Source organism: Bacteroidales bacterium, from assembly GCA_016707785.1.
Taxonomy (GTDB): domain Bacteria; phylum Bacteroidota; class Bacteroidia; order Bacteroidales; family UBA4417; genus UBA4417.
Window position 1 is genome coordinate 20,789 of sequence record JADJGZ010000028.1, and the last position, 22,993, is coordinate 43,781.

General features: G+C 38.9%; 21 protein-coding genes and 1 pseudogene. 17 read left to right on the plus strand and 5 right to left on the minus strand.

What is annotated here, in order from left to right:
- Positions 1-44 precede the first annotated feature (44 nt).
- From nosZ to IPH84_14650, 7 genes and pseudogenes are all read left to right on the plus strand, one after another.
- A pseudogene (gene nosZ / locus IPH84_14620) lies at positions 45-2,016 on the plus strand (Sec-dependent nitrous-oxide reductase).
- A 121-nt stretch (positions 2,017-2,137) separates the two neighbouring features.
- Positions 2,138-2,728, plus strand: coding sequence for a hypothetical protein (locus IPH84_14625; protein ID MBK7174428.1), 591 nt, complete (start codon positions 2,138-2,140; stop codon positions 2,726-2,728).
- 82 nt (positions 2,729-2,810) lie between these two features.
- Entirely contained in the window at positions 2,811-4,067 is a 1,257-nt protein-coding gene (locus tag IPH84_14630; protein MBK7174429.1) for a WG repeat-containing protein, read from the plus strand.
- 193 nt (positions 4,068-4,260) lie between these two features.
- Positions 4,261-4,695: a nitrous oxide reductase accessory protein NosL gene (locus IPH84_14635; protein ID MBK7174430.1), complete on the plus strand. Its 435-nt coding sequence runs from the start codon at positions 4,261-4,263 to the stop codon at positions 4,693-4,695.
- Between the two features lie 77 nt (positions 4,696-4,772).
- The gene (nosD, locus tag IPH84_14640; GenBank protein ID MBK7174431.1) at positions 4,773-6,014 is read left to right on the plus strand and encodes a nitrous oxide reductase family maturation protein NosD; all 1,242 of its coding nucleotides are present in this window, start codon (positions 4,773-4,775) and stop codon (positions 6,012-6,014) included.
- Entirely contained in the window at positions 6,014-6,718 is a 705-nt protein-coding gene (locus IPH84_14645; GenBank protein MBK7174432.1) for an ATP-binding cassette domain-containing protein, read from the plus strand. Before nosD ends, IPH84_14645 begins: the two co-directional genes overlap by 1 nt.
- A gap of 6 nt (positions 6,719-6,724) precedes the next feature.
- Entirely contained in the window at positions 6,725-7,492 is a 768-nt protein-coding gene (locus IPH84_14650; GenBank protein MBK7174433.1) for an ABC transporter permease subunit, read from the plus strand.
- A gap of 79 nt (positions 7,493-7,571) precedes the next feature.
- On the opposite strand, the gene IPH84_14655 is transcribed toward IPH84_14650, so the two are convergent.
- From IPH84_14655 to IPH84_14670, 4 genes are all read right to left on the minus strand, one after another.
- A complete protein-coding gene (locus IPH84_14655; GenBank protein MBK7174434.1) occupies positions 7,572-8,147 on the minus strand; it encodes a fasciclin domain-containing protein in 576 nt (191 codons plus the stop codon).
- Between the two features lie 437 nt (positions 8,148-8,584).
- Positions 8,585-10,210, minus strand: coding sequence for a cbb3-type cytochrome c oxidase subunit I (locus IPH84_14660; GenBank protein ID MBK7174435.1), 1,626 nt, complete (start codon positions 10,208-10,210; stop codon positions 8,585-8,587).
- Positions 10,211-10,242: 32 nt separating this feature from the next.
- Positions 10,243-10,788 carry a cytochrome C oxidase subunit II gene (locus IPH84_14665; protein ID MBK7174436.1) on the minus strand — a complete coding sequence of 182 codons (546 nt, stop codon included), beginning with the start codon at positions 10,786-10,788 and terminating at the stop codon, positions 10,243-10,245.
- A gap of 49 nt (positions 10,789-10,837) precedes the next feature.
- Positions 10,838-11,245 (minus strand): Rrf2 family transcriptional regulator, encoded by a 408-nt coding sequence (locus tag IPH84_14670; GenBank protein ID MBK7174437.1) that lies wholly within the window; start codon positions 11,243-11,245, stop codon positions 10,838-10,840.
- A gap of 257 nt (positions 11,246-11,502) precedes the next feature.
- Between IPH84_14670 and IPH84_14675 the strand changes: the two genes are divergently transcribed.
- The 10 genes from IPH84_14675 (at position 11,503) to IPH84_14720 (ending at position 22,409) form a co-directional block, all read left to right on the plus strand.
- Positions 11,503-11,925 (plus strand): hypothetical protein, encoded by a 423-nt coding sequence (locus IPH84_14675; protein MBK7174438.1) that lies wholly within the window; start codon positions 11,503-11,505, stop codon positions 11,923-11,925.
- Between the two features lie 184 nt (positions 11,926-12,109).
- A complete protein-coding gene (locus tag IPH84_14680) occupies positions 12,110-13,624 on the plus strand; it encodes an efflux RND transporter periplasmic adaptor subunit (GenBank protein MBK7174439.1) in 1,515 nt (504 codons plus the stop codon).
- A gap of 14 nt (positions 13,625-13,638) precedes the next feature.
- Positions 13,639-16,740: an efflux RND transporter permease subunit gene (locus IPH84_14685; GenBank protein MBK7174440.1), complete on the plus strand. Its 3,102-nt coding sequence runs from the start codon at positions 13,639-13,641 to the stop codon at positions 16,738-16,740.
- Positions 16,737-17,945, plus strand: a complete 1,209-nt coding sequence (locus IPH84_14690) for a TolC family protein (protein ID MBK7174441.1) — start codon at positions 16,737-16,739, stop codon at positions 17,943-17,945. Before IPH84_14685 ends, IPH84_14690 begins: the two co-directional genes overlap by 4 nt.
- Positions 17,946-18,095: 150 nt before the next feature.
- Positions 18,096-18,839, plus strand: a complete 744-nt coding sequence (locus IPH84_14695) for a class I SAM-dependent methyltransferase (protein ID MBK7174442.1) — start codon at positions 18,096-18,098, stop codon at positions 18,837-18,839.
- 6 nt (positions 18,840-18,845) lie between these two features.
- Complete coding sequence (locus tag IPH84_14700; protein MBK7174443.1) at positions 18,846-19,883, plus strand: DMT family transporter; 1,038 nt, start codon at positions 18,846-18,848, stop codon at positions 19,881-19,883.
- A 112-nt stretch (positions 19,884-19,995) separates the two neighbouring features.
- Positions 19,996-20,661, plus strand: coding sequence for a hemerythrin domain-containing protein (locus IPH84_14705; protein ID MBK7174444.1), 666 nt, complete (start codon positions 19,996-19,998; stop codon positions 20,659-20,661).
- 4 nt (positions 20,662-20,665) lie between these two features.
- On the plus strand, positions 20,666-21,223 hold the full coding sequence (locus IPH84_14710) for a helix-turn-helix transcriptional regulator (GenBank protein MBK7174445.1): 558 nt from the start codon (positions 20,666-20,668) through the stop codon (positions 21,221-21,223).
- 81 nt (positions 21,224-21,304) lie between these two features.
- Positions 21,305-22,120, plus strand: coding sequence for a hypothetical protein (locus IPH84_14715; GenBank protein MBK7174446.1), 816 nt, complete (start codon positions 21,305-21,307; stop codon positions 22,118-22,120).
- Positions 22,077-22,409, plus strand: coding sequence for a hypothetical protein (locus IPH84_14720; protein MBK7174447.1), 333 nt, complete (start codon positions 22,077-22,079; stop codon positions 22,407-22,409). The genes IPH84_14715 and IPH84_14720 overlap by 44 nt, the downstream gene beginning before the upstream one ends.
- A 5-nt stretch (positions 22,410-22,414) precedes the next feature.
- Here IPH84_14720 and IPH84_14725 read toward each other — a convergent pair whose 3' ends face one another.
- Positions 22,415-22,807: a hypothetical protein gene (locus IPH84_14725; protein ID MBK7174448.1), complete on the minus strand. Its 393-nt coding sequence runs from the start codon at positions 22,805-22,807 to the stop codon at positions 22,415-22,417.
- Positions 22,808-22,993: the final 186 nt, after the last annotated feature.

The following is a 22,993-nucleotide window of genomic DNA, read 5'->3' on the forward strand; positions in this document are numbered from 1 at the left end:
AATCTCAATCCTCCAATAAAGTACTAACCCATTAATCGACTCTTATGAAAATATTCAGTCTAATACTGGTTGGAATGACCCTTATCGCTTTGATTGGCGGTTCATTCACATCATGTAAACCTAAAAAAGTTGGGAGCATGATGGCTGGAGATGCAGCACAAAAAGTGTATGTAGCACCTGGCAAGTTCGATGAATACTACCTCTTTACATCAGGTGGTTTTAGTGGCCAGCTCGGGGTTTACGGGCTTCCATCAGGCCGTCTTCTGAAAAATATTCCGGTGTTTTCACAGGATCCAACTACTGGTTGGGGATATACTGAAGAAACCCGGCCAATGCTTAATACATCATTTGGTTTTGTGCCGTGGGAGGACAGCCATCATCCGGAGCTAAGCAAAACCAATGGTGAAGACGATGGTCGTTGGATTTTTATAAATGGAAACAATACACCTCGTATTGCACGTATTGACCTCACTACATTTCGTACAGTTGATATAATTGAATTACCTAATGCCGGTGGAAATCATGCTTCGCCTTTTTGTACAGAGAATACTGAATATGTTGTTGGGAATTCCCGATTCTCAATTCCTGTTGATGGGAAAGATGATGTACCTATTGAAACATATAAGGAGAATTTTAAAGGAGCTGCTACTTTTGTAAAGGTTGATCCTCAAAGTGGAGAGATGAGCGTTGCTTTTCAGATTATTGTTCCCGGATTCAATTATGACCTGGCACATGCAGGCAAAGGTGTTTCACATGACTGGATGTTTTTTACCAGTTATAATTCAGAACAGGCACATAACCTCCTTGAAGTAAATGCAAGCCAGAATGACAAAGATTTTGTTATGGCAATAAACTGGAAAAAAGCGGAAGAATTGATTTCACAGGGAAAAGGTAAAAAAATTCCTGCTCGCTACATGCATAATATGTATGATGAAAAATCACATTCTGCTACTTCAAAAGAAGAAAAAGAAGTAACTGTCATTCTGGCAGAAGAAATGCCAGGCCTGGTGTATTATATGCCTTGCCCAAAGTCACCTCATGGTTGTGACGTAAGTCCTGATGGGAAATATATTGTGGCCAGTGGAAAATTAGCGGCTACAATTCCTGTATTCTCATTCGAGAAAATGATAAAAGCCATTGAAAGTAAGGCAATAGAGGGAGAAGTTTCTGGAATTCCGGTTTTGAAATATGATCAGGTACTGGCCGGTGAGGTTCAACAAACAGGACTAGGGGCCCTTACATACTGAATTCGACGATAAAGGCGTTGCCTATACTTCATTTTTTGTTTCATCGGAAATTGTAAAATGGGACCTGGAGAAGAGAGTGGTTGTTGATCGTGCTCCAACTTATTATTCTATTGGACATCTGTGTGTACCAGGGGGGGATTCACGCAAACCCAGCGGGAAGTATGTAATAGCATTAAATAAAATTACAAAGGATCGTTACTTACCTACCGGACCTGAATTAACTCAATCTGCTCAGCTTTTTGACATCAGTGGAGAGAAGATGACTTTACTCCTCGACTTCCCAACCATTGGGGAACCTCATTATGCCCAAGCTATTGCAGCCGATAAGATTGTAAAAAATTCGAAAAAATTCTTTAAAATTGAAGAAAACAGTAATCCTTTTGTTGCCAAATCGGAAGCTAAAGCGAAAGTTGTACGCAATGGTAACAGAGTTGATGTTTACATGATAGCTATCCGCTCACATCTTAATCCTGACAATATTGAAGGAATCAAACTTGGCGATGAAGTATACTTCCATGTTACAAACCTTGAACAGGATTGGGATGTGCCTCATGGGTTTGCAATTAAAGGTGCCAATAATGCAGAGCTGTTAATAATGCCCGGGGAAACAGCTACCCTTAAATGGATTCCAGCCCGGACAGGTATGTTCCCCTTTTACTGTACCGACTTTTGCTCAGCTTTGCACCAGGAAATGCAAGGTTACGCCAGGGTATCTCCAGCTTCGGCTAATGTTCCGCTTACATTCTCTGGTGGTGCTACTGCTAAATAAAAATGATTCATCTCCCGTGGCTTAATTAAAAACAATCATGCAGGGAAGGTTGAGATTTGTTTCTGAGAAAGCTAAATATCGATCTTCTCTGCTTTGATTTCACTTAAAGTTAAATTGGATAATGAAAAACAGTTCACGATTGATAATATTTATCTGCTCAACTCTGATGATCGGGGCATTTTTCTTTCCATTTTGGAAAATTATTCTCGAAGCACCCCAATATCCTGAAGGATTGGAGATGAAAATCTGGCTAAACAAAATTACTGGTGATGTGGAGAAAATAAATGGATTAAATCATTATATAGGCATGAAATTAATTCATAAGGATGAATTTCCGGAATTCAAAATTATGCCATGGGTACTGGCTTTGCTTATTGCTTTTGGCATGTTAGTGGCCGGCCTTCGCAAACGAAAATTATTATGGGCCTGGATCACATCTTTGATAGTTGCTGCGGGTATTGCCTTTTATGATTTTTATCAATGGCTTTATGATTATGGCCATAACCTGGACCCTCATGCGGCAATCAAAGTCCCTGGAATGAGTTATCAGCCACCTATGCTTGGATATAAACAACTGTTGAACTTTCTTGCTGGCTCTTTTCCCGATATAGGTGGATATCTCGTGATTTGCGCAGCACTTGTTATTGTTGGAGTAGCCTTATATGAGCAGGTTTACAACACAAACAGGCCTCATACTGACATTCGCCCTTAATACACACTTACTTTGGCATTTACACATGTGTTAGCAGCATTGTAAACAATCAGGTTGTTAAAAAACAAAAAAATAACAAACTATGAGAATAATCATCGGTCTATTTTTGATCTGCCTTCTGTCATCACAATTACATTCTCAAAGTACTGACACTATTCCATTTGAAGATGCTAATGGAAAATGGGGCATAAAAATACTTAGTTCTGGAAAAGTGTTAGTTGAACCTAAGTATCAGAATTTAGATTATCCCTATGAAGGCCTAATTAAGGCTCGTTTAAATGATAAAACAGGATTCATTGATTTTAATGGAAAGGTCATTGTTCCGTTTAAATATCATGATGCCAATTACTTCGCAGAAGGTCTGGCAGCGGTAAGTCAAGAAACAAAGTCAGGCTGGAAAATTGGTTTTGTTGATAAGACGGGTAAACTCGTTATTGAAATGAAGTATTACTCGATGTACTTGGATAGAACTAGATTTTATAATGGTGTAGCTGTTGTTGCAAAGGGAGAAAATAATGGGTATGGTATAATTGATAGAACTGGTTGCGAATTGACTCCTTTTATTTACACTTATATTAATCCCTTTGAAAATAGTATTGGTATTACAACTGTTAATAAATCTGGTAAATGGGCTCTGCTAAATAAAGCCGGAAAGGAGTTAACCCAATTCAAGTACGACAAATTAACAACCCCTTATTATTTTTCAGATGGGTTAATAAAAATGGAAGTAGGTGGTAAAATTGGGTTTGTTGATTATTTTGGTGAAGAAGTTGTTCCTCCTTACTTTGCAGAAGCAAGTGACTTTTCGGATGATTTATGCGCTGTAAGATCAGTTAGTAGATGGGGTTATATTGATAAAAAAGGTAATAACGTTATTAATTATCAATTCGATATCGCAAATCAATTTTCGGAAGGGCTTGCACTAGTCGTTTATATGGCACATGATGACGGTGTAAACAATTGGAAATGTATTGATAAATCCGGGAAAATAATTTTTGCTCTTAAAGGGGGACAACCAACCGAATATGGTTATTTTAGAAATGGACTATTATTAATACAAAATCAGGAAGAAAAGTATTTCTTCATCGGCAAAAAGGGAGTTCCATTATCAGAAGATATATATGACTATGCAGAGGGATTCTCAGAAGGACTCGCAGTCGTATGTCAGGATGGAAAATGTGGATATGTTGATACGACAGGTAAATTGGTCATTCCATTAAAATATACTGTTGCTTCACCATTTGTTGATGGTTTTGCAGGTGTGATTAGTTTGACTGAAACTGGACTTGAGCAAGAATTAATAATTGATAAGACAGGGAAAGTCGTTTTATCTAAATGAACATCCCAGCCAAACTATGAGAATGGTGATCAGATTGCACACCGCCACTAACACTGGTTTTGCGTCAGGCGGGGTGACTTACACACCAGAAGCTTTGTGCTTCTATTCAAGTTTAGCACTGGTTGACAATTTGTGCTTCGAAATCAGCCCGACTGCAAATCCCGAAAACGTTTGATTAACAAATTGCATTGTGATGAAACTCAGAGTAAAAATCATATATTCCTTTCCCCTTATCCTTTTGATGCTTATTGGCTCCTGTAAAAACGAAATGCGTCCAATAAATTATGGCAAGGATAATTGTGAGCTTTGTCGAATGACAGTAATGAATCCACAGTATGCCGCAGGATTGCTTACTTCAAAAGGAAAGGTTTATACTTTTGATGCAGGTGAATGTCTTGTGCGATATGTTAAAAAAAATGGAGTAAATGAAAAGGATCAATATTTCATGAGCGACTATAACAAACCAGGAAGTCTTGTGGATGCAACAACTGCTTTTTACCTGCATGGTGATAGTATTCAAAGTCCTATGGGTGGTAACCTCGCTTCTTTTAAGGACCTGACATCCGCAAAGGTAGCTCAGACGAGCCTTGGAGGACAGATTTTGTCCTGGAAGGATCTTATTAAATAATAATGAAACTAATAACTAAGCGCTTGAGTATTCGATTCGATGAAGGAAGCCCACCATTTAATTTCCTCCACTCTATAATGTTACATTATTTTGTTTCATGCAGTATAATTTTTTTTCTTACTTCTTTTTCCATCAGTGTTGTTGCCCGCGAGATTACTGTTAAATCCGGCACAAAGATCAACACTATTCAGAAAGCACTGAATTCAGCCCAAAACGGAGATATCATTAAAGTGACAGAATCAACCTATTATGTTGAAGATATCCTTATTGATAAATCAATCAGTCTGATCGGTATTGGCAAGCCTGTGCTCGACGGACAAAAGAAAAGCAATGTAATTATTATTTCAGCACCCCAGGTTACCATTAACGGCTTTGTGATCCGCAATAGCGGGTTTTCAAACATAAAGGATAAGGCTGGGATACGGGTAGAAAAATGTGATAGAGTTAAAATTCTTAATAACCTGCTTGAAAATACCTGTTTTGGTATCTATTTAGCAAAAGTTAACGGGGGAACAATCAGTGGGAATATTATTCGTGGTAATAACTCTGTAATACAGTCAGGAAACGGCATACATCTATGGTACTCAAACCATATCAATATTTATAACAATAAAATATACGGACAACGTGATGGCATTTATTTCGAATTTGCAACATTCTGTGAAATCAGCCATAATCTGAGTGAGAACAATCACCGGTACGGACTTCATTTCATGTTTTCTAATAACGACAACTATGCATATAATATTTTTAGGAACAACGGGAGTGGAGTAGCTGTTATGTATACTAAACATATCAGGATGATTAACAATACTTTCGAAAGAAACTGGGGAAGTTCATCTTATGGATTATTGTTGAAAGATATCAGTCGAAGCTATATCTCAAACAATACATTTGCTAAAAATACTTCAGGGATCTTCATGGAAGGGACTAATGAAGTTAAAGTGGAACGTAATAATTTTTTAAATAATGGACTGGCAGTCAGGATGTTGGCAAACTGTGAAAAAGACACCTTTCTTCTGAATAATTTTTTGGGAAATACTTTTGATTTTACAACAAATGGAAGTGAAAATCTCAATTATCTGAAGGGTAACTATTGGGATAAATACAGTGGTTACGACTTGAATCGCGACGGGAAGGGCGATCTGCCCTATAGGCCGGTTAGCCTCTATTCGCAGATTATCGAGAAACTTCCTTCAGCTGTCTTCCTGCTCAGAAGTTTTGTGGCAGAATTGCTGGATGAAGCGGAAAAGGCCTTACCATCCTTGTCATATGTAAACTTATATGATACTGAACCTTCAATGCACATAATTCGATAATGATCCAGATAGAAAGATTATATAAAAAGTATGGAAAAGTCAAGGCTCTGAAAGGAATCAACCTCACTTTTAATCTTGATCAGGTTGTAGCATTGGTGGGTCCGAATGCTTCCGGTAAGACTACCTTAATTAAATGTCTGTTAGGTATGGTGATACCTGATGAAGGCCGGATTCTGTTCGATGGGAAAGATATTAAAGGTGATGTGCAGTATAAAAAAAGAATAGGCTATATGCCCCAAATCGGCCGTTATCCGGATAACATGCTAATGGGCTACTTATTCGGTATGATGAAAGACCTGGGTAAAATCCGCCTGAAGGATAACTTTGATGAAGAACTGATAGTTACTTTTCATCTTGAAGAAATGTTTGGCAAACCAATGCGGGTGCTTTCAGGAGGTACAAGGCAAAAAGTAAGTGCAGCACTTGCATTCATGTTCAATCCTGATGTAATTATACTCGATGAGCCCACAGCCGGTCTTGACCCATTAGCTTCAGAAATCCTGAAACAAAAGATTCATAAAGAAAGAGAAGCTGGCAAACTCCTCATTGTAACTTCGCATATTATGAGTGAAGTCGAAGAAATTGCTGACAGCATAGCCTATATTGTTGAGGGGGAAGCATTATTTTACAAAAGCATAGCTGAAATTAAATCCGAATCGGGAGAAGAGAGGTTAGGAAAAGCGTTGTTCCATTTGCTAAAATAATCTGCTATGCGAAAAATTAGTAAATATGTTTTACATGACATTTTAAGAAATCGTATACTTGTGGCATATGTGGTACTGCTATCTTTAAGTTCTTTTGGTCTATTCTTGATGAATGAAGATGTATCCAAAGGACTTAGCAGCTTGCTTACAGTGCTTTTAATTGTGGTTCCCCTAGTAAGTATTCTATTCACGACCATATACTTCTTTAATTCTTACGAATTCATTGAATTGCTTGTATCGCAACCCTTGAAACGCAGTAATATTCTGTTAGGTGTCTATTGTGGTGTCGGACTTTCACTGCTGCTTGCATTCTGGTTAGGGATAGGTTTACCGGTACTAATCTTCGATGCAACTATTGTGGGCTGGTATTTCTTATTATCAGGTACTCTTCTAACTATGGTATTTGTATCCCTTGCATTTTTGGCATCGGTACTTACACGCGACAAAGCTCGAGGAATCGGAATCTCTGTGTTGCTATGGTTTTATTTCACGTTAATCTTTGATGGTATAATACTGATGGTGATGTTTGCCTTTTCAGATTATCCATTGGAAAAATTAACTATATTTATGAGTTGCTTTAATCCTGTTGATCTCGCTCGCATACTGGTGCTGTTAAAGATGGATATTTCTGCATTGATGGGTTACACTGGTGCAATTTTCAACCAGTTTTTCGGATCTTCCTTTGGTATAGTGCTTGCGGTTACAGTAATGCTTACCTGGGTTTTGGTTCCTATTGTAATCGCTTTACGGATATTCAAAGGAAAAAATTTGTGATACAAGTAGCTGATCCTATTAAAAAATCCCGGATTGAACATCAATACAACCCGGGATTTTTTTGTTGTTGGTTCACAATCTATCTTGCCGGTGGCAACAGAACCGCATCAATGACATGAATTATTCCATTGCTGCAAGGTACTGAAGCAACAATACCTGCGCCGTTCACTGTAACTTCTCCGTCTTTTACACCCATGGTGACTTTCCCCCCGTTAACCATACCGAGCGTTTGTCCATCTTTAAAGAATGATTGATCAAGTTTGCCAACATAAACATGATATTCGAGGATATTTCGCAAATCTGCTTTTTTCTCTGGCTTAACAAGTCCTTCAACGGTGCCCTTCGGTAACTTATTGAAAGCGTCATTGGTTGGTGCAAAAACTGTAAACGGACCCGCGTTCGACAATACATCAACATATTCAGCAGCTTGCAGGGCGGCTACCAGTGTTGTGTGATCTGCTGAACCAACAGCCACTTTAACAACGTCTTTTTGTGATGCATCATCCTCAACTCCGGATTGTCCGGAAAGAGGAACAGTTGTGGTTTTAGGGGCTGAACTGTTATTACTACTTTCTTTTACTCCGGAATTGCATGAGCTGATAACCAAAGAAATGGCCAGAAAGCCAACGAAAATGAATGTAATTGATTTTCTCATACGAAATAATTTTGGGTTATGAATATTGATTAAGGTATTAAGTACAAATATACTTAAATATAAAACAATAGCCTGTAATTATTAATATTAGAAGACCTTATTATCTTCTGTAATTATAAACAATTCGCTATCGTCGGATTCAAAATTTTCTGCATTCTGAACCCTGTATCCTTAAACATAGTTTTTGGCACTATCGGTAACCGGGCTTGTTTTATAAAGCTATTGCTGCCCTGATCTGTAAAAATATGGATTTACCTTAAAGGTTTATTACTCAAGAATGGTTGAATTTAGAAGAATGCAATACTTTTCAGAAAATGGAACGGATAAACTATCCAATCAGGGGCTCTAACAGTTTCTTATCAATTCTGCTTAAACCTGATGGCGTTTATCCGTTCCTATTAAACCATGAAAATATAAAAACAATTTCTGTGATCGGCTTATGCTTTAGGCAGCAAATCAGTTGTTCTTAATTTTGGAGCTTTGAAAATACCTAGCAATCCGTTTATCCCTACAGTCATGATAATGTTATATAGGAAAGCTATAAAAGCAATTAAAAGCAGCGCTCCGGAAATTGCAGCCAGCACCATGTATGGCATGAATTCACCATTGATGTATAAAGTGCGTCGCAGCATTCCATGTAATCCGGCCATTCCCATAAAGGCTCCCATTCCGATACCGCCAAGCAGATGACACCAGAAATGAATATTGGTAAGTTTCTCACTATAGAGCTTGGCTCCATTTGTTAGAATCGGCAACAGGAAATAAATAGCTGAATACAAAGTCATGCTTAATCCAACAAGAATAGCTACATGCACATGTGGCCCGATGATCCATTGAGTATTATGCAATATCCTGTTGAGTCCAAGATCGGCTTGCATGATACCAGCCGGAACCGCAAGTGCAAATCCAAGTAAACCACCTAACAGGAATTTTAACGGATTCGACATTTTCAATGGTCGTGCACTCCATAAAGTAGCAAGTGTGATGAAAAATGCAAGACCTTGAGTAATTAGTTCAAAAGCTGTGACCATTTCTCCTGAAACAACCTTTAGCCATCCGGGTTGCCCCTGGTCACTCATTAGGTGATGTGACCAAACCGTCCAGGATACAATCAATTCGAGGAGCAAGGCAGCACGAGCCCAGTTTTCCATAAAAAGTTTCTTTCCGGTGATCAGTGTGGCAAGCAGGTACCAGGTACCGGCAACAAATATCAGCACCAAACCATCAGCAATAAGGTCAAGTCCCCACCAAAACCAGTTTTTGTAAAGCAATGCATCAACGGCTGTTTCTTTCAGATCAAATCCGAGTAAAGACCCTACCATATAAACAAGTATCAGTACACCTGTAAAAAGTATAATTGCGGCATTCAGGGCAACATCTACTGTACCTCTTGCAATAGCAGCAACAGGGAGTGATACAAGATGTTCTTTCCGGTCTTCCTTTTTCTTAAAGAGATTTTTTAATCCACTGTACCCAAACGCTGATCCCATTAAAGCAGCTACAGGTTGTTTTTGCCAACCATCAGGAGTATACACAATGGTTTTAAAAATATTTATAACAAACAACACTGTTCCGACCATGACTATGGCAATTCCCAAAATAAAAAAGGTACCACCTACTACACTGAATTGTGTAAAATCGGCGGGCAGCGGCCAATATAGGGTATAAAGCGGTGCATAATGTGATATAAAACCGGCTGCCCAGAAAATAAAGGTACCGATGGCAATGCACCAGAACGTCCAGTTGGCCATTTTGATACTCCACAGGGGTTTATTCATCAGAAAAGGAACGAGAAACAAAAATGCACCAAAAACAATGGAGTAGGTGGATCCAAAGATACCAACCAGGGGATGTGCTGTTAGTATGGCAAAATATTGATTTGTGGTAACTGCGTCAATCGGTGTGACAGCATACATACGCATGATCATCCCTTCGATCACCACCAGCCCGTAATAAAGAAGACCGACAACGACAAAACGAAGGGTAATTTTCTGCATAGGAGTGAGGGAGGTGTGTTTGAAAAGTCCCAGTTCTCCATTCATTAAGGTATTTATATAGCTCATATCAACAAGTTTTTTTATTTAAAGTGTTCAAATTAATCTGTTACTTCGACAACATCCTTTTCAATCATAAACACACCGGCAGGACCGGAGTACTCGGTTGAACGGATAGAGTAAACACCTGCTCTGTCGAACTGCCATAAAATGTCATTGTTGTGCCCGGGTAAAACCTGCATCTGGAAAACCATGGTATTGTCGTTACGAAACAATCCAAATCCATAGGTCAGATCAGCTGATTTAACATTAAATAAAACCTTGTCATTAGTCTTAATCACCATTTTCTCTGCCGGTAGCTGAAATTTGTGATTCTGAACACTGATGTCAAAAACCTTGTCTGCTTTGATGTTTTCCCTGTTCATATCCATTGGTTTCCAGGGTATGGTATGCAGGGTAACCATATGGATTGTTACACCCAACAGGATAAGAAATCCCACAAAAGTGTAAAAGAAGGCCGGCTTCACTTTAGAAGGACCTTTAGTGGTTACACGATAGGCGAACCATCCCATCAGTGCCAGGATCGCAAGCACATATAAAGTGTAAATTAATGTTTGTCCCTGAAGGACAGTGTTCGAGTCTACCATAATTTCTCGTTTTAGATTAATGATTAACGGGTTCTAATTATTGTTGCAATCAGATTTGTTTACTGCGGCTCAAATCAGCAAGTGTCGTTGTCTTTAATGTTTCGAGAAAGGTCTGTTTTGGTTTTTCCCAAATTTGATGTAATGCACATGGTTTATCAACCGGGCATACAGTATTGCCCAATACACAACCTTCAAAGGATAAAAGTCCTTCCACCGAATCGATAATTTCGGAAAAATAGATTGTGTCAAGTGACCTGGCAAAAACGTAACCACCGCTTCTACCACGGGTAGCCTTAATAAATCCGTTTTTGGATAAATCGGTTAGTAAACGCATGAGATAGCGCTTGGGAATATGAAGTTCTTCAAACAGATTCTTGGCTGAAAACTTTGTTTCGCTATTGAGCGCCATATAAGTGAGAATACGAAGCGCGTGTTCAGATGTTTTGCTGATAAACATAAATTAATACTTTCAGGTATTATTTAATGCAAATATATGTAAATAGGGATGCCAATAGGATAATGAAATGTTTTTTTAATTTAATTAAGTCTAATGCCCCCTGGTGCATTCCGTGTATTAAAATGATGCCGGTGATGGATGCATCAGAGTAATTATGGTTCTTTTTTGTTAATTTATTGTTAATCGACCTGTAAGCATTCTCAATAACAGAAGAACAATTACTTACTTTTGCTTTTTATCATGAAAGAATGATGGTTTTGAAATCTATAAAGACGTTCTTTATATTTCTTGCCGGTTGCATACTGGTTGGGCATGCCATTATTCCACATCACCATCATATTGCTGTTAGCAAGTTTGTCGCAGAAATTATTAATCATCACCATGACAACGATTCTGAGTCACCGGCTAGTCATTCGCATGAGCACGATGGTGGCAAAACAAGCAAGTTTGTTTTAGATCAGGTCATCATTTTCCGCTCAGGTGCCTTGCGATCAGCCCCAGTTCTTGCTTCAGATTCTTTTTTGGATTTTGATCATAGCCAGCAATTAGTTGCTTTTTTACCATATATACATCAGAATATAATTCCGGAATCCACCCTATTCCGACGAACTGATCATCAGAAACCTTCTATCTTCTTTTTGAGTCGGGATATTCAATTCCGCGGTCCTCCTGCTGCCTAGGTTTCGGCTTTCTTTTTCTTTTTTAGGAATATCCTGCGTTTGCAGGTATTGTCAGTTTTGTTAGCCAACCATCCTTTCATTTTTCCTCCTTTTGTTTGTCAAGAGTGTATTCCCATATAAGGATTATTTACTCATTCCGTAGAATGACCATAATGCACAGATTTGTAACCATTAAACTAGTCTCATGAATCTAAGAATTTTCATCATTGCCATACTTGCGACACTGCTTTCAGCCTGTTCGCAGAACCAGAAGGATGATAAAAAAGCTTCTGAAGCTGCCTCGCATGATGAGGTTAGTCTTAAATTAACATCATATAATCCGGACTATGAGGTTTTTGCCGAAGCTGCACCTTTTGTTGCAGGTGAGAAATCCCGTGTGCTTTCACATTTTACGCATATCCCTGAATTTAAAGCAGTTATCGATGGAAGTATAACGATCCGGCTCATTATTGGGAATAAGGAGGTAAAGCAAAAGCTTGATCAGCCTACACGCAAGGGAATCTACGACTTTAGCCTTATTCCCGATACTCCAGGCAAAGGACAGATTATCTATGATATTTCCAATAGTAAAGGAAAATCACAATTGGTGGTTGAAGGAATCACGGTTTTTTCTAAAGAAGAAGATGCTGTAAAAGCTGCCCAGGCTTTGGTGAAATCTTCGCCATTTTCGGCAGTATTTACAAAAGAACAATCATGGAAAATTGATTTTGCCACTGAAATGCCCCATTCTGAACCTTTCGGACAGGTCATTAAAACCATTGCCCAGGTTCAATCAGCGCAGGGCGATGAAATTATGGTTTCAGCAAAAACCAGCGGAATATTAACATTTTCTGCAAGTAATGTGCTGGAAGGCAAAAGTGTTTCATCCGGTCAGCTTTTGTGCACTGTTTCAGGAAGCAGCATGGCTGAGAATAATTCAGAAGTCCGGTTTGTGGAAGCCCGCAATAATTATGAGAAGGCAAAAGCCGATTTTGAGCGGATGACAGAGCTTGCAAAGGATAAAATAGTTTCTGATAAAGATTTTTTAGTGGCAAAAAACCAATATGAAAACTCTAAAGCAATTTTCGACAATCTTAAAGCCAATTTCAGTGCAAAGGGACAAAATATAAGTAGTCCGATGAGTGGATTCATTAAACAACTTTTTGTCCAAAACGGTCAATATGTAGAAGCTGGTCAGCCAATTGTAAGTATTTCGCAAAACAAAACCCTGGTGTTACTCGCGGAAGTGCAGCAAAAATATGCGGCTTTATTGGGTAATATATCTGATGCCAATATTCGCATACCAAATAATGATCAGGCATTTACATTGGCTCAGTTGAATGGAAAAGTATTGTCGTATGGGCGGAATACAAATAGCGACAATTATCTGATCCCAGTAAGTATACAGATTGATAATAAAGGAAACTTCATTTCAGGAGGGTTCGTTGAAATGTATCTTAAAACCACTGCCAATACCCAGGCTTTAACGATCCCCAATGAAGCCTTAATGGAAGAACAAGGCAACTATTTCGTTTACGTTCAGATAAATCCTGAACTTTTCGAGAAACGTGAAGTTTTTCCGGGAGCAACTGATGGCTTAAGAACAGAGCTGATAAAAGGTATTTCCATGAACGACCGGATCGTTACCAGAGGTGCCACACTGGTTAAGCTTTCCCAGGCTTCAGGTGCTTTGGATGCTCATTCAGGACATGTTCATTAAGAAAGGAGACGAAAATGTTAAATGCAATTTTAAAATTTTCACTTAGCAATAAGTACTTTATACTGTTATGTGCTGTTGTTGTGGTGGTTATCGGGTTACAGACAGCCAGAAATATGGATGTTGATGTGTTCCCTGACCTTACCGCACCTACAGTAGTTGTGATGACTGATGCTCATGGTATGGCTTCGGAAGAGGTAGAGCGTTTGGTTACTTTTCCTATCGAAACAGCCATGAATGGTGCTACGGATGTTCGCCGGGTGCGTTCGGCTTCATCACAGGGATTCTCGTTTGTCTGGGTTGAATTTGATTGGGGAACAGATATTTTCAAAGCCCGCCAGGTGGTAAGCGAAAAACTAATCAGCGTTACTACGCAAATGCCACTCGGTGTCGGACAGCCTTTGCTTGCCCCGCAGTCGAGTGTAATGGGTGAAATGTTTTTCCTGGGTCTGCAGGCTGATAGCACCAGCATGATGGACCTGCGCACTATAGCCGACTGGAACATTAAACCATTGCTTCTGGCAACTGGCGGGGTTTCTCAGGTTACAATTATAGGAGGCGATTACAAACAATATCAAGTACTTGCCGATCCACAGCGAATGAATTATTTCAATGTTTCAATGAGCGAACTGGCTGAAGTTTGTAAGGGCATAAGCCAAAATTCATCCGGTGGTGCTTTGCGCCAATATGGCAACGAATATGTTGTCAGGGGGATCGCCCGAACAGCGGATATAGATGCATTAGGCAACTCCTATATTAAATCGGTAAATGGCAGGCCTGTAAAGATCAATGATCTGGCTGTTGTGAAGATAGGAAGTGCAATAAAAATGGGCTATGCTGCCGAAAACGCAAAACCAGCGGTTATCATTTCCGTTTCAAAACAGCCCAATGCTAACACCCTTGATTTAACACGCCGCATCGAAGAAAATTTATCTACACTGCAGCAATCATTGCCTCCCGATGTTAAACTGGATACTAAAATTTTCCGTCAGGCCGATTTTATTGAAACCTCTGTGAAGAATGTTCAAAGCGCCTTAATTGAAGGTGCAATATTCGTTATTATTATTCTTTTTCTCTTCCTTGGTAGTTTTCGCACTACAATAATTTCGGTGCTGGCCATTCCTATATCATTGTTGGGATCAATCATAGTAATGAAACTCCTGGGCCTGAATATCAATACCATGAGTTTGGGCGGCATGGCCATTGCTATTGGTGTATTGGTTGATGATGCCATTATAGATGTGGAAAATGTGTACAAACGACTCCGCATGAATCAACAGCTCCCGGTTCATAGTCGGTTGAATGCTTTTATAGTAGTTTTAGAAGCCTCCAAAGAGGTAAGAGCCTCCATTATAAATGCAACCCTTATCATTATTGTGGCTTTTCTGCCTTTATTTTTCCTTTCGGGTATGGAAGGCAGGATGCTAATACCGCTTGGAATTGCTTTTATTGTATCCTTGTTCCTTTCACTTGTGGTGGCAATGACACTCACCCCTTTGTTGTGTAAAATGCTGCTTTCGGATGAGAAATACCTTGCGAAAAATGAAAAGGATAAATGGCTCACCCGCAAACTTACTGAACAATACCATAAATCACTGGGCTGGGCTTTGAAGCACAAACGGGCTGTTGTATTCTCATCACTCGGGCTGTTTATTGTTTCTCTCATCCTGTATTCAACAATGGGCCGCAGTTTCCTTCCCGAATTTAACGAAGGCTCATTGACCTTATCTGTAGTCAGCAAACCGGGAACATCCCTGGACGAAAGCAATCGTTTAGGTAACCTGGTTGAAACTGAATTACTATCAATCCCTGAAGTGGTGAGTACAGCCCGGCGCACCGGCCGTGGTGAACTGGATGAACATTCGCAAACAGTGAACAGTGCAGAAGTAGACGTAAATTTTAAGCTTAAGGACCGTAGTCGCGATGAATTTATGTCAGAGGTTCGGGCAAAGATAGCCGGAGTTCCAGGAATAGCGGCAACAATAGGACAGCCATTGGGGCACCGTATCGACCATATGATTTCCGGCACAAGAGCCAATATCGCCATTAAGGTTTTTGGAACAGACCTGAATAAGATGTTTACACTCGGAAATGAAATAAAAAGTGCCATTATTGATGTTGAAGGATTAGTAGATGTTAATGTGGATCAGCAGGTAGAGATCCCACAGATTCAGATTCGGGCCAATCGTGAAATGCTGGCACAGTATGGCATTACGATCGATCAATTCAATGAATTTGTTGACATCTCTTTTGGTGGTGAGAAATTATCTGATATTTATGAAGGACAGCGAAGGTTCGACCTCGTTTTACGACTTAATAAAGACTATACCGAATCCATTGAAGGAATCCGTTCGTCATTAATTGATACACATGATGGTAAGAAAGTCCCTCTGGAGCAGGTTGCTGACGTTGTTTCGGTTTCCGGGCCAAGTGGCATCAGCAGGGAAAACGTTCAGCGTAAAGTGGTTGTTTCTGCCAATGTTTCAGGCCGTGATATTCGCAGTGTTGTTCAGGAAATACAGAAAAATGTAAATGATAAAATTACATTTCCAGAAGGATACCGCGTTGAATATGGTGGACAGTTCGAAAGTGAAGAAAAAGCTTCAAAAACATTGCTTATCACTTCCATACTCGCAATACTTATCATTTTCCTGCTTCTTTTCCAGGAATTTAAAAACTTCAAACTGGCAGGCGTTGTATTACTTAACTTGCCTCTGGCATTAATTGGTGGTGTCTTTGCAATCTATTTCACCTCAGGCGTATTGAGTATCCCGGCAATTATTGGGTTTATAACACTCTTTGGTATTGCAACCCGCAATGGTATCCTGCTTATTACCAATTACCAGCGGCTACAAAGCCAGGGAATCGGACTTTACGAAACGGTTACAAGAGGTTCATCCGACCGATTAAACGCCATCCTGATGACCGCTCTCACAGCCGCCCTTGCTCTTATTCCACTCGCATTAAGGGGTGATTTATCAGGTAATGAGATACAAAGCCCGATGGCAAAGGTAATTTTAGGTGGATTGTTAACATCAACCTTACTCAATATCTATATTGTGCCAATCGTGTACAGCATTTTATTCAATCGTGGAATTATTAAAAACGATAACGTATGAAGAAGTACATAAAAATAGGTGTCCTGCTTTTCATTTTGCCTGTTTCATTAACAGCGCAGATATCTGTTGACAGCCTTTTATCAATGGTAGAAAGGAATAACACAACCCTTTCTGCTTTGAGAAAAAGTGTGGAAGCTGAAAAACTGGGAAACCAGACAGGGCTTTACCTTCAAAACCCGGAAGCAGGATATAATTACCTCTGGGGTGGAAGGGATGCCATAGGTAACCGGACGGATATAAACATCAAACAATCATTCGACTTTCCAACGGCATATAGGTACCGCCGACAAATTGCTGATTCACGCAATCTTCAGGCAGAACTTGAGTATAAGAAGCAACGGGTGGATATTTTGCTTAGAGCCCGTTTAATCTTTGTTGATCTTATCTACGCGAATGCTGAAATTGAAGAGAATGGAAAGCGTTTGGCACACGCACAAGACCTCGCAGATGCATTTCAACGACTGTATGAAAAGGGAGATGTCAGCATTCTGGAACATAATAAAGCTCAGCTTAACCTGCTGAATTACAGGAAGGTAGTTGAAATGCTTACTATAGAAAGAAATGCTGTGTTGAAACAACTTTCTGTTTTGAATGGAGGAATTACCATTGATTTGACACAAAGTTACCTGCCATCCCGGGTGCTACCAACCGATTTCGATCAGTGGTATAGCAGAGTTGAACAAATCAATCCAGAATTGCTATGGTTGAAACAGGAGGTAGAAGTAAGTATGAAACAGCAGAAACTGAATCAGGCACAGTCCCTTCCTAAAGCTTCAGCCGGGTACATGAGCGAAAACCTTTCCGGTGAACATTTCCAGGGTGTTACTGTTGGAGTATCAATTCCATTGTGGGAAAACAAAAACAAGTTGAAATATGCCCGTGCTCAGACCATAGCCTTTCAAGGGATGGAGCTTGACAGCAAATTGCAATTTTATAATCAGTTAAAACTTCAGCACGATAAAGCGGCAAGTCTTCAAAAAATGGCAGTTGAATACAGGCAATTGATTGAATCCTCTCAAAATCCTATGCTTTTGAAAAAAGCACTGGATAAAGGCGAAATAAATCTGATCAATTACCTGATGGAGCTGTCTTTTACCTACCAGGCAATAGATAAGCTGTTGAAATCTGAATACGAACTGAATACAGTTTTGTCATTTTGGCTCAATATGAAATCTAAAAAGTCATTCAATATTACCTATGATTGAAATATAAGAACCTAAGATCTGTGTATGAAAGATTGTAGCTCTGTTAATGATTGTTTAAGTCCGAAGACCGCTTTGTTCACGAAAGGGCTATATACTGTTTTTGAATGTTCGAAGTGTGGCCACCGATATACCAGGATCAGTGATGACACTATGTTACATATCTCAAAAACATACTCCGATGCTTATTTCTTTGATGGCAAAGATGGCTATCCTAATTATCTGGATGAGGAAGAAATTTTAATAAATCAGGGGATCCGTTACGCAAAGCTGATCTCAAAATTTAAAATTCCGGGTAAAATACTGGATGTTGGATGTGCAGCTGGCTTTGCGTTAAACGGATTTAAGCTTCAGGGTTGGGAATGCTCCGGGATAGAACCAAACAAATCAATGGCGGAATTTGGTAACAAAAAATTTGACCTGAATATTGAGGTTGGAAACCTGGAATCATTCAATGGTAATGATAAGTATGATCTGATTACCCTAATTCAAGTGATAGGCCATTTCCATAACATTGATCAGGCACTTGAAAATGTATTCAACTTATTAAAACCTGGTGGTATGGTTTTAGTCGAATCATGGGACAGAAATAGCTGGATTGCACGATTATTAGGTAAATACTGGCATGAATATTCACCTCCATCAGTGATTCACTGGTTCTCCGACGATTCCCTCCGGGAACTCTTCAGACAACATCAGCTTTTTTTTGTTGATAAGGGGTATCCTAAAAAACAGATAAACCTCAAACATGCTATCTCTTTAATTGATTCAATGATACCAGACATTATTGGCAAAAAGAGAATATTCAATTTTTTTACTGAAAAACTAGGGCATTCAACACTAAACTATCCATTTTCTGACTTAAAATGGTACGTTTTCCGGAAAGAAGCTAAATAATACAATATGAAGCGTTTCGCTATTTTTACAGGCATCCTTTCAGGTTTCCTTTTTGGTGTAGCTACTCCCTTCAGTAAACTACTTTTGAATAGTTTAAACTCATTCCAGTTGGCAGGCATCCTTTATCTTGGTGCTGCCATCGCAATGTTTCCTTTTATTTTCCGTAAAAACAACAGGTTGTCGATGTTATTCCATCCTGGCAGCAAAATAAAAACACTCGGAATTATACTTTTCGGAGGTTTTCTTGGACCTGTACTTTTGCTATTTGGACTTAGAACTGCTGATGCGGCATCTGTTTCAATCTGGTTAAATATGGAACTTGCAGCGACTGCTATTTTAGGAGTGTTGATTTTTAAAGACACCCTGGATAGAAATACATGGATAGGTGTTATATTAACAATAGTTGCCGGGGTAATTACATCACTTGGGGAGGGGTCAGGTAATTTCATTGCAGCTCTTTTTATTACTGCAGCCTGCATTAGCTGGGCTATTGATAATCATCTTACTTCCCTTACTGATGGCGCTTCTCCCCAGTCTGTAACCTTCTTAAAAGGAATAGTGGCCGGATCAGTCAATTTAACTATTGGTTGTCTAATTTCAAGCGAACCATTAAAATTAGGAATTGTCGGCCCTGCATTATTGGTTGGTATATTTTCTTACGGGTTCAGTATTATGTTATACGTAACTTCTGCTCAGAATCTTGGGGCAACCCGCGGACAAATATTATTCTCTACTGCCCCAATTTGGGGAGTAATTCTATCCTATATAATCTATCGCGATTCATTTCAATGGGTTCATGTCATCTCTTTGATCCTGTTAGCTCTTGCAGTTACCGTAATATACCTGTTAAAACATAAACATCAGCACACACATATCGAAATGGAACACCTCCATTTCCACCAACACAATGATGGACACCACGATCATGACCATGATGATCTATCAATACCGGCAGGTAAATGGCATTCTCATGTGCATAAGCATCATCCCTTAGCACATGAACACCCTCACTTTCCTGACCTGCACCATAGGCATGAACACTAAATGATTATTTCCTGGTATCTCCATTTTAACAATATGCCGAAATCTGGGTTTAATCTATGAATTTTGCATTTCAAACAAAAAGAATCAACTTACCCGTTTAAAATACCCACCCATGATAACCGAAAACGACAAGTTATCCGATGTAGTCGGAAGGAATATTGATTTGCTTCCAATTATTCACAGGCTTGGATTAAGCTCAAAAATGGGAGAAAGAAACATCCGCCAGGTTTGTGATGATAATGCCAAAGATGTAAGGTTCGTATTGGTTGTTTTAAATACTTATTCTTCAGCAACTTACTTCCCAAAACCTGAAGACCTTGAACTAAATCCATTAATAGAATTTCTTACCCAAACACATACCTATCACAAGCAGGTAACCATTCCCAGGTTATACGGTTTTATTGATCAATTGAAAAATCAAATGCCTGGCGATAAGTTGTTATTGATCATTGAAAAATATCTAAATCAGTACATAGAAAAACTTATTCAGCATATTGATTTTGAAGAACTTGACATATTCCCTTTAGTTAATAAGGTGGATTATGTGAATGAGAAATCAGTGAACATAAAAAAGTTATTCAGGCAACATACCAATGTTGAGAATGAGATCAGTGATCTTAAAACTATCATTCTCAGGCATATTCCTCAAAATGTGAATATGGATTTGATTCACGATCTGTTACACACTTTATCCCACTTTGAGAAAGAGCAACTCGACCATGCGAGGTTTGAGGATAAGATTTTGATCCCTAAGCTTTTAAAGTTATTAGCTAACTAATACTATGATAAAGCAAAACGGTTCCGCTGTCATAATAAATGCTTCTCCAATCATTCAACAGGGCTTGAAAAATATCCTGTTAGCAAAGAATATTGGGATAAGTGATATTGTTGCATCAGTTCCTGATTATGCAGTATTAAAAGAATGGAAACACCTGCTGCTTATTATTGATACTAAATATACTGATGAACTGGAAAGATATGCGAAACTTCTAAGAACGAATGGTAATTATATGGTGGGTATTGGGACCATGGAATTGAAATATTATTTTGATGAATTCATTGATATCTATGAATCAACAGAATCAATTATACAGAAGATCAATGATTACGTTACCAAAATATCTGATATAAAATCCGATAATCAACTTTCAGCCAGGGAGATAGAAGTGCTCACCATGGTCGCACAAGGTCTTAGTAATAAGCAGATTGCGGATAAACTCTTTATTAGTATTCACACCGCTATCACACACCGTAAGAATATTACCTTCAAACTGGGCATAAAGAGTATTTCAGGTTTAACACTATATGCAGCTTTAAATAATATGGTCGATTTTCACTGACAAAATACCTACTTATTGGGATTGTAGCATCCTTTTTATCCGCCTTCCTTTGCATTCAAACTTTAATCAAAAAGAAATCACATGAATGCAAACCACGTTTTTAAGAAGGTTGCCCTGGTCGGTGCAGTTCTCCTGGGTATAAATACAGTACAGGCGCAAGACAGGTTATTTACTTATACCTATCAAAGTACAGTTTTAAACAAAGGTCAGCGTGAGTTGGAATCATGGCACACATTACGGACAGGCAGGGACGATTACTATGCCAGGTATGATAACCGGACAGAATATGAAATCGGATTAGGTAAAAATTTACAGACTGCTTTTTATTTGAACATCACTTCTAAGACTAAGACAGTTACCGAAAACGATGTCAAATCGCTATCGACAGAAAATGAAATTGGTTTCTCAAATGAATGGAAACTTAAAATTCTTGATCCGGTTGCACACCCGGTTGGGCTTGCATTGTATGGCGAAGTGGGCATTTCAACCAACGAATATGAACTTGAAGGAAAAATTATCGTAGATAAGAAAATCGGGAGCCTCAACATTGCTGCGAACTTAGTTTATGAGGCGGAATTTGCTCCGGGGTATATCAGCAATGATCTCAAATGGGAACAGGAGAATAAGATTGAAGGCTATCTTGCTTTAGCTTATCCATTAAGTCCTAAGTTTCAACTCACCCTGGAAAATGCATACAGGAATGTTTTTGTTGACAATGAACTTGAACATAGTGCGATTTTTACCGGGCCTGGTTTTTCATATGTGTATGATAACTTCTGGGTTAATTTAACTGTAATGCCTCAGATAGCATCTTTCAAGGGAGAATCAAATAACAACCTAAATTTAAATGAGTATGAAAAAGTTCAGGTTCGATTGCTCTTCTCCTATGTATTCTAAGGTAACGATCACAATCATGATTCTTGTCCTGACAGTAGTAACAATTGCATGTACATCTGCTCTATATGTTCCTACAGCGAATCAGGAAACAGCATCTGTCAGTATTACTGATTTACAGGCTGGAAGAAAGCTGTACATTCAGAAATGCAGTGGTTGCCACACTTTATTTCTTCCTGAAAAATATACGAAGGACGAATGGCACTACTGGATAGATAAAATGAATACCAAAGTCAGGATGGATTCCCTGGAGAGGAACAGGATTCTTACCTATCTTAATAAAGGCCAATAGTGCATTTATTTGACTGCCACCCTTGAAATCTCTGTACCTGAAGGATAGGATATATCAGACTGATTCTCAGCAGTTATGATTATTTCAGTAGGACCAAACGAAGAAACTGTTTCCAATGTAGCCGTTTTAGCGTTCTTACTCTTTAATTGTCCAATATTCTTTATCCCGTTGCTGCTGGTGGCAATCCAAACGATATAAACTGCCTTTGGAGGGGATAGCCTATCGGCACTTGCCAGGTTTTCTGCCTTAACAAATATTGAATAATTATTGCTTTTGTCCTGTTTTACTTTGGCTGTGATTACAGCTGACGGTATCACACTGGATATCGGAAAATTAATTGTGGAACCACATGATGTTAAAAGAAACAGGAGTGCCACACCCATCAGAACATTTTTCATAGTTTTCGTTTTAAAAGTGAACTTATATATTCAAAATATTGGATGTCTTTCATCCACGCCAATACAAAGGTGGATAGAAGAAGAGCAAAATGTATTACATCTGGTCTCTTTAATATTACATAATTTACATATCCAGGGGAAACTCAGCAAAGTGAAAAAAATTTAACACAGAATAACGAATGAAAA

Bases quoted from the DNA above. Each gene is read 5' to 3' on its own strand.
- IPH84_14655 (MBK7174434.1), bottom strand. From the start codon at position 8,147: ATGAGAAAATCAATTACATTCATTTTCGTTGGCTTTCTGGCCATTTCT.
- IPH84_14630 (MBK7174429.1), top strand. From the start codon at position 2,811: ATGAGAATAATCATCGGTCTATTTTTGATCTGCCTTCTGTCATCACAA.
- nosD (MBK7174431.1), top strand. From the start codon at position 4,773: ATGTTACATTATTTTGTTTCATGCAGTATAATTTTTTTTCTTACTTCT.
- IPH84_14645 (MBK7174432.1), top strand. From the start codon at position 6,014: ATGATCCAGATAGAAAGATTATATAAAAAGTATGGAAAAGTCAAGGCT.
- IPH84_14700 (MBK7174443.1), top strand. From the start codon at position 18,846: ATGAAGCGTTTCGCTATTTTTACAGGCATCCTTTCAGGTTTCCTTTTT.
- IPH84_14690 (MBK7174441.1), top strand. From the start codon at position 16,737: ATGAAGAAGTACATAAAAATAGGTGTCCTGCTTTTCATTTTGCCTGTT.
- IPH84_14660 (MBK7174435.1), bottom strand. From the start codon at position 10,210: ATGAGCTATATAAATACCTTAATGAATGGAGAACTGGGACTTTTCAAA.
- IPH84_14665 (MBK7174436.1), bottom strand. From the start codon at position 10,788: ATGGTAGACTCGAACACTGTCCTTCAGGGACAAACATTAATTTACACT.
- IPH84_14715 (MBK7174446.1), top strand. From the start codon at position 21,305: ATGAATGCAAACCACGTTTTTAAGAAGGTTGCCCTGGTCGGTGCAGTT.
- IPH84_14650 (MBK7174433.1), top strand. From the start codon at position 6,725: ATGCGAAAAATTAGTAAATATGTTTTACATGACATTTTAAGAAATCGT.
- IPH84_14685 (MBK7174440.1), top strand. From the start codon at position 13,639: ATGTTAAATGCAATTTTAAAATTTTCACTTAGCAATAAGTACTTTATA.
- IPH84_14625 (MBK7174428.1), top strand. From the start codon at position 2,138: ATGAAAAACAGTTCACGATTGATAATATTTATCTGCTCAACTCTGATG.
- IPH84_14705 (MBK7174444.1), top strand. From the start codon at position 19,996: ATGATAACCGAAAACGACAAGTTATCCGATGTAGTCGGAAGGAATATT.
- IPH84_14680 (MBK7174439.1), top strand. From the start codon at position 12,110: ATGAATCTAAGAATTTTCATCATTGCCATACTTGCGACACTGCTTTCA.
- IPH84_14720 (MBK7174447.1), top strand. From the start codon at position 22,077: ATGAAAAAGTTCAGGTTCGATTGCTCTTCTCCTATGTATTCTAAGGTA.
- IPH84_14710 (MBK7174445.1), top strand. From the start codon at position 20,666: ATGATAAAGCAAAACGGTTCCGCTGTCATAATAAATGCTTCTCCAATC.
- IPH84_14635 (MBK7174430.1), top strand. From the start codon at position 4,261: ATGAAACTCAGAGTAAAAATCATATATTCCTTTCCCCTTATCCTTTTG.
- IPH84_14695 (MBK7174442.1), top strand. From the start codon at position 18,096: ATGTTACATATCTCAAAAACATACTCCGATGCTTATTTCTTTGATGGC.
- IPH84_14725 (MBK7174448.1), bottom strand. From the start codon at position 22,807: ATGAAAAATGTTCTGATGGGTGTGGCACTCCTGTTTCTTTTAACATCA.
- IPH84_14670 (MBK7174437.1), bottom strand. From the start codon at position 11,245: ATGTTTATCAGCAAAACATCTGAACACGCGCTTCGTATTCTCACTTAT.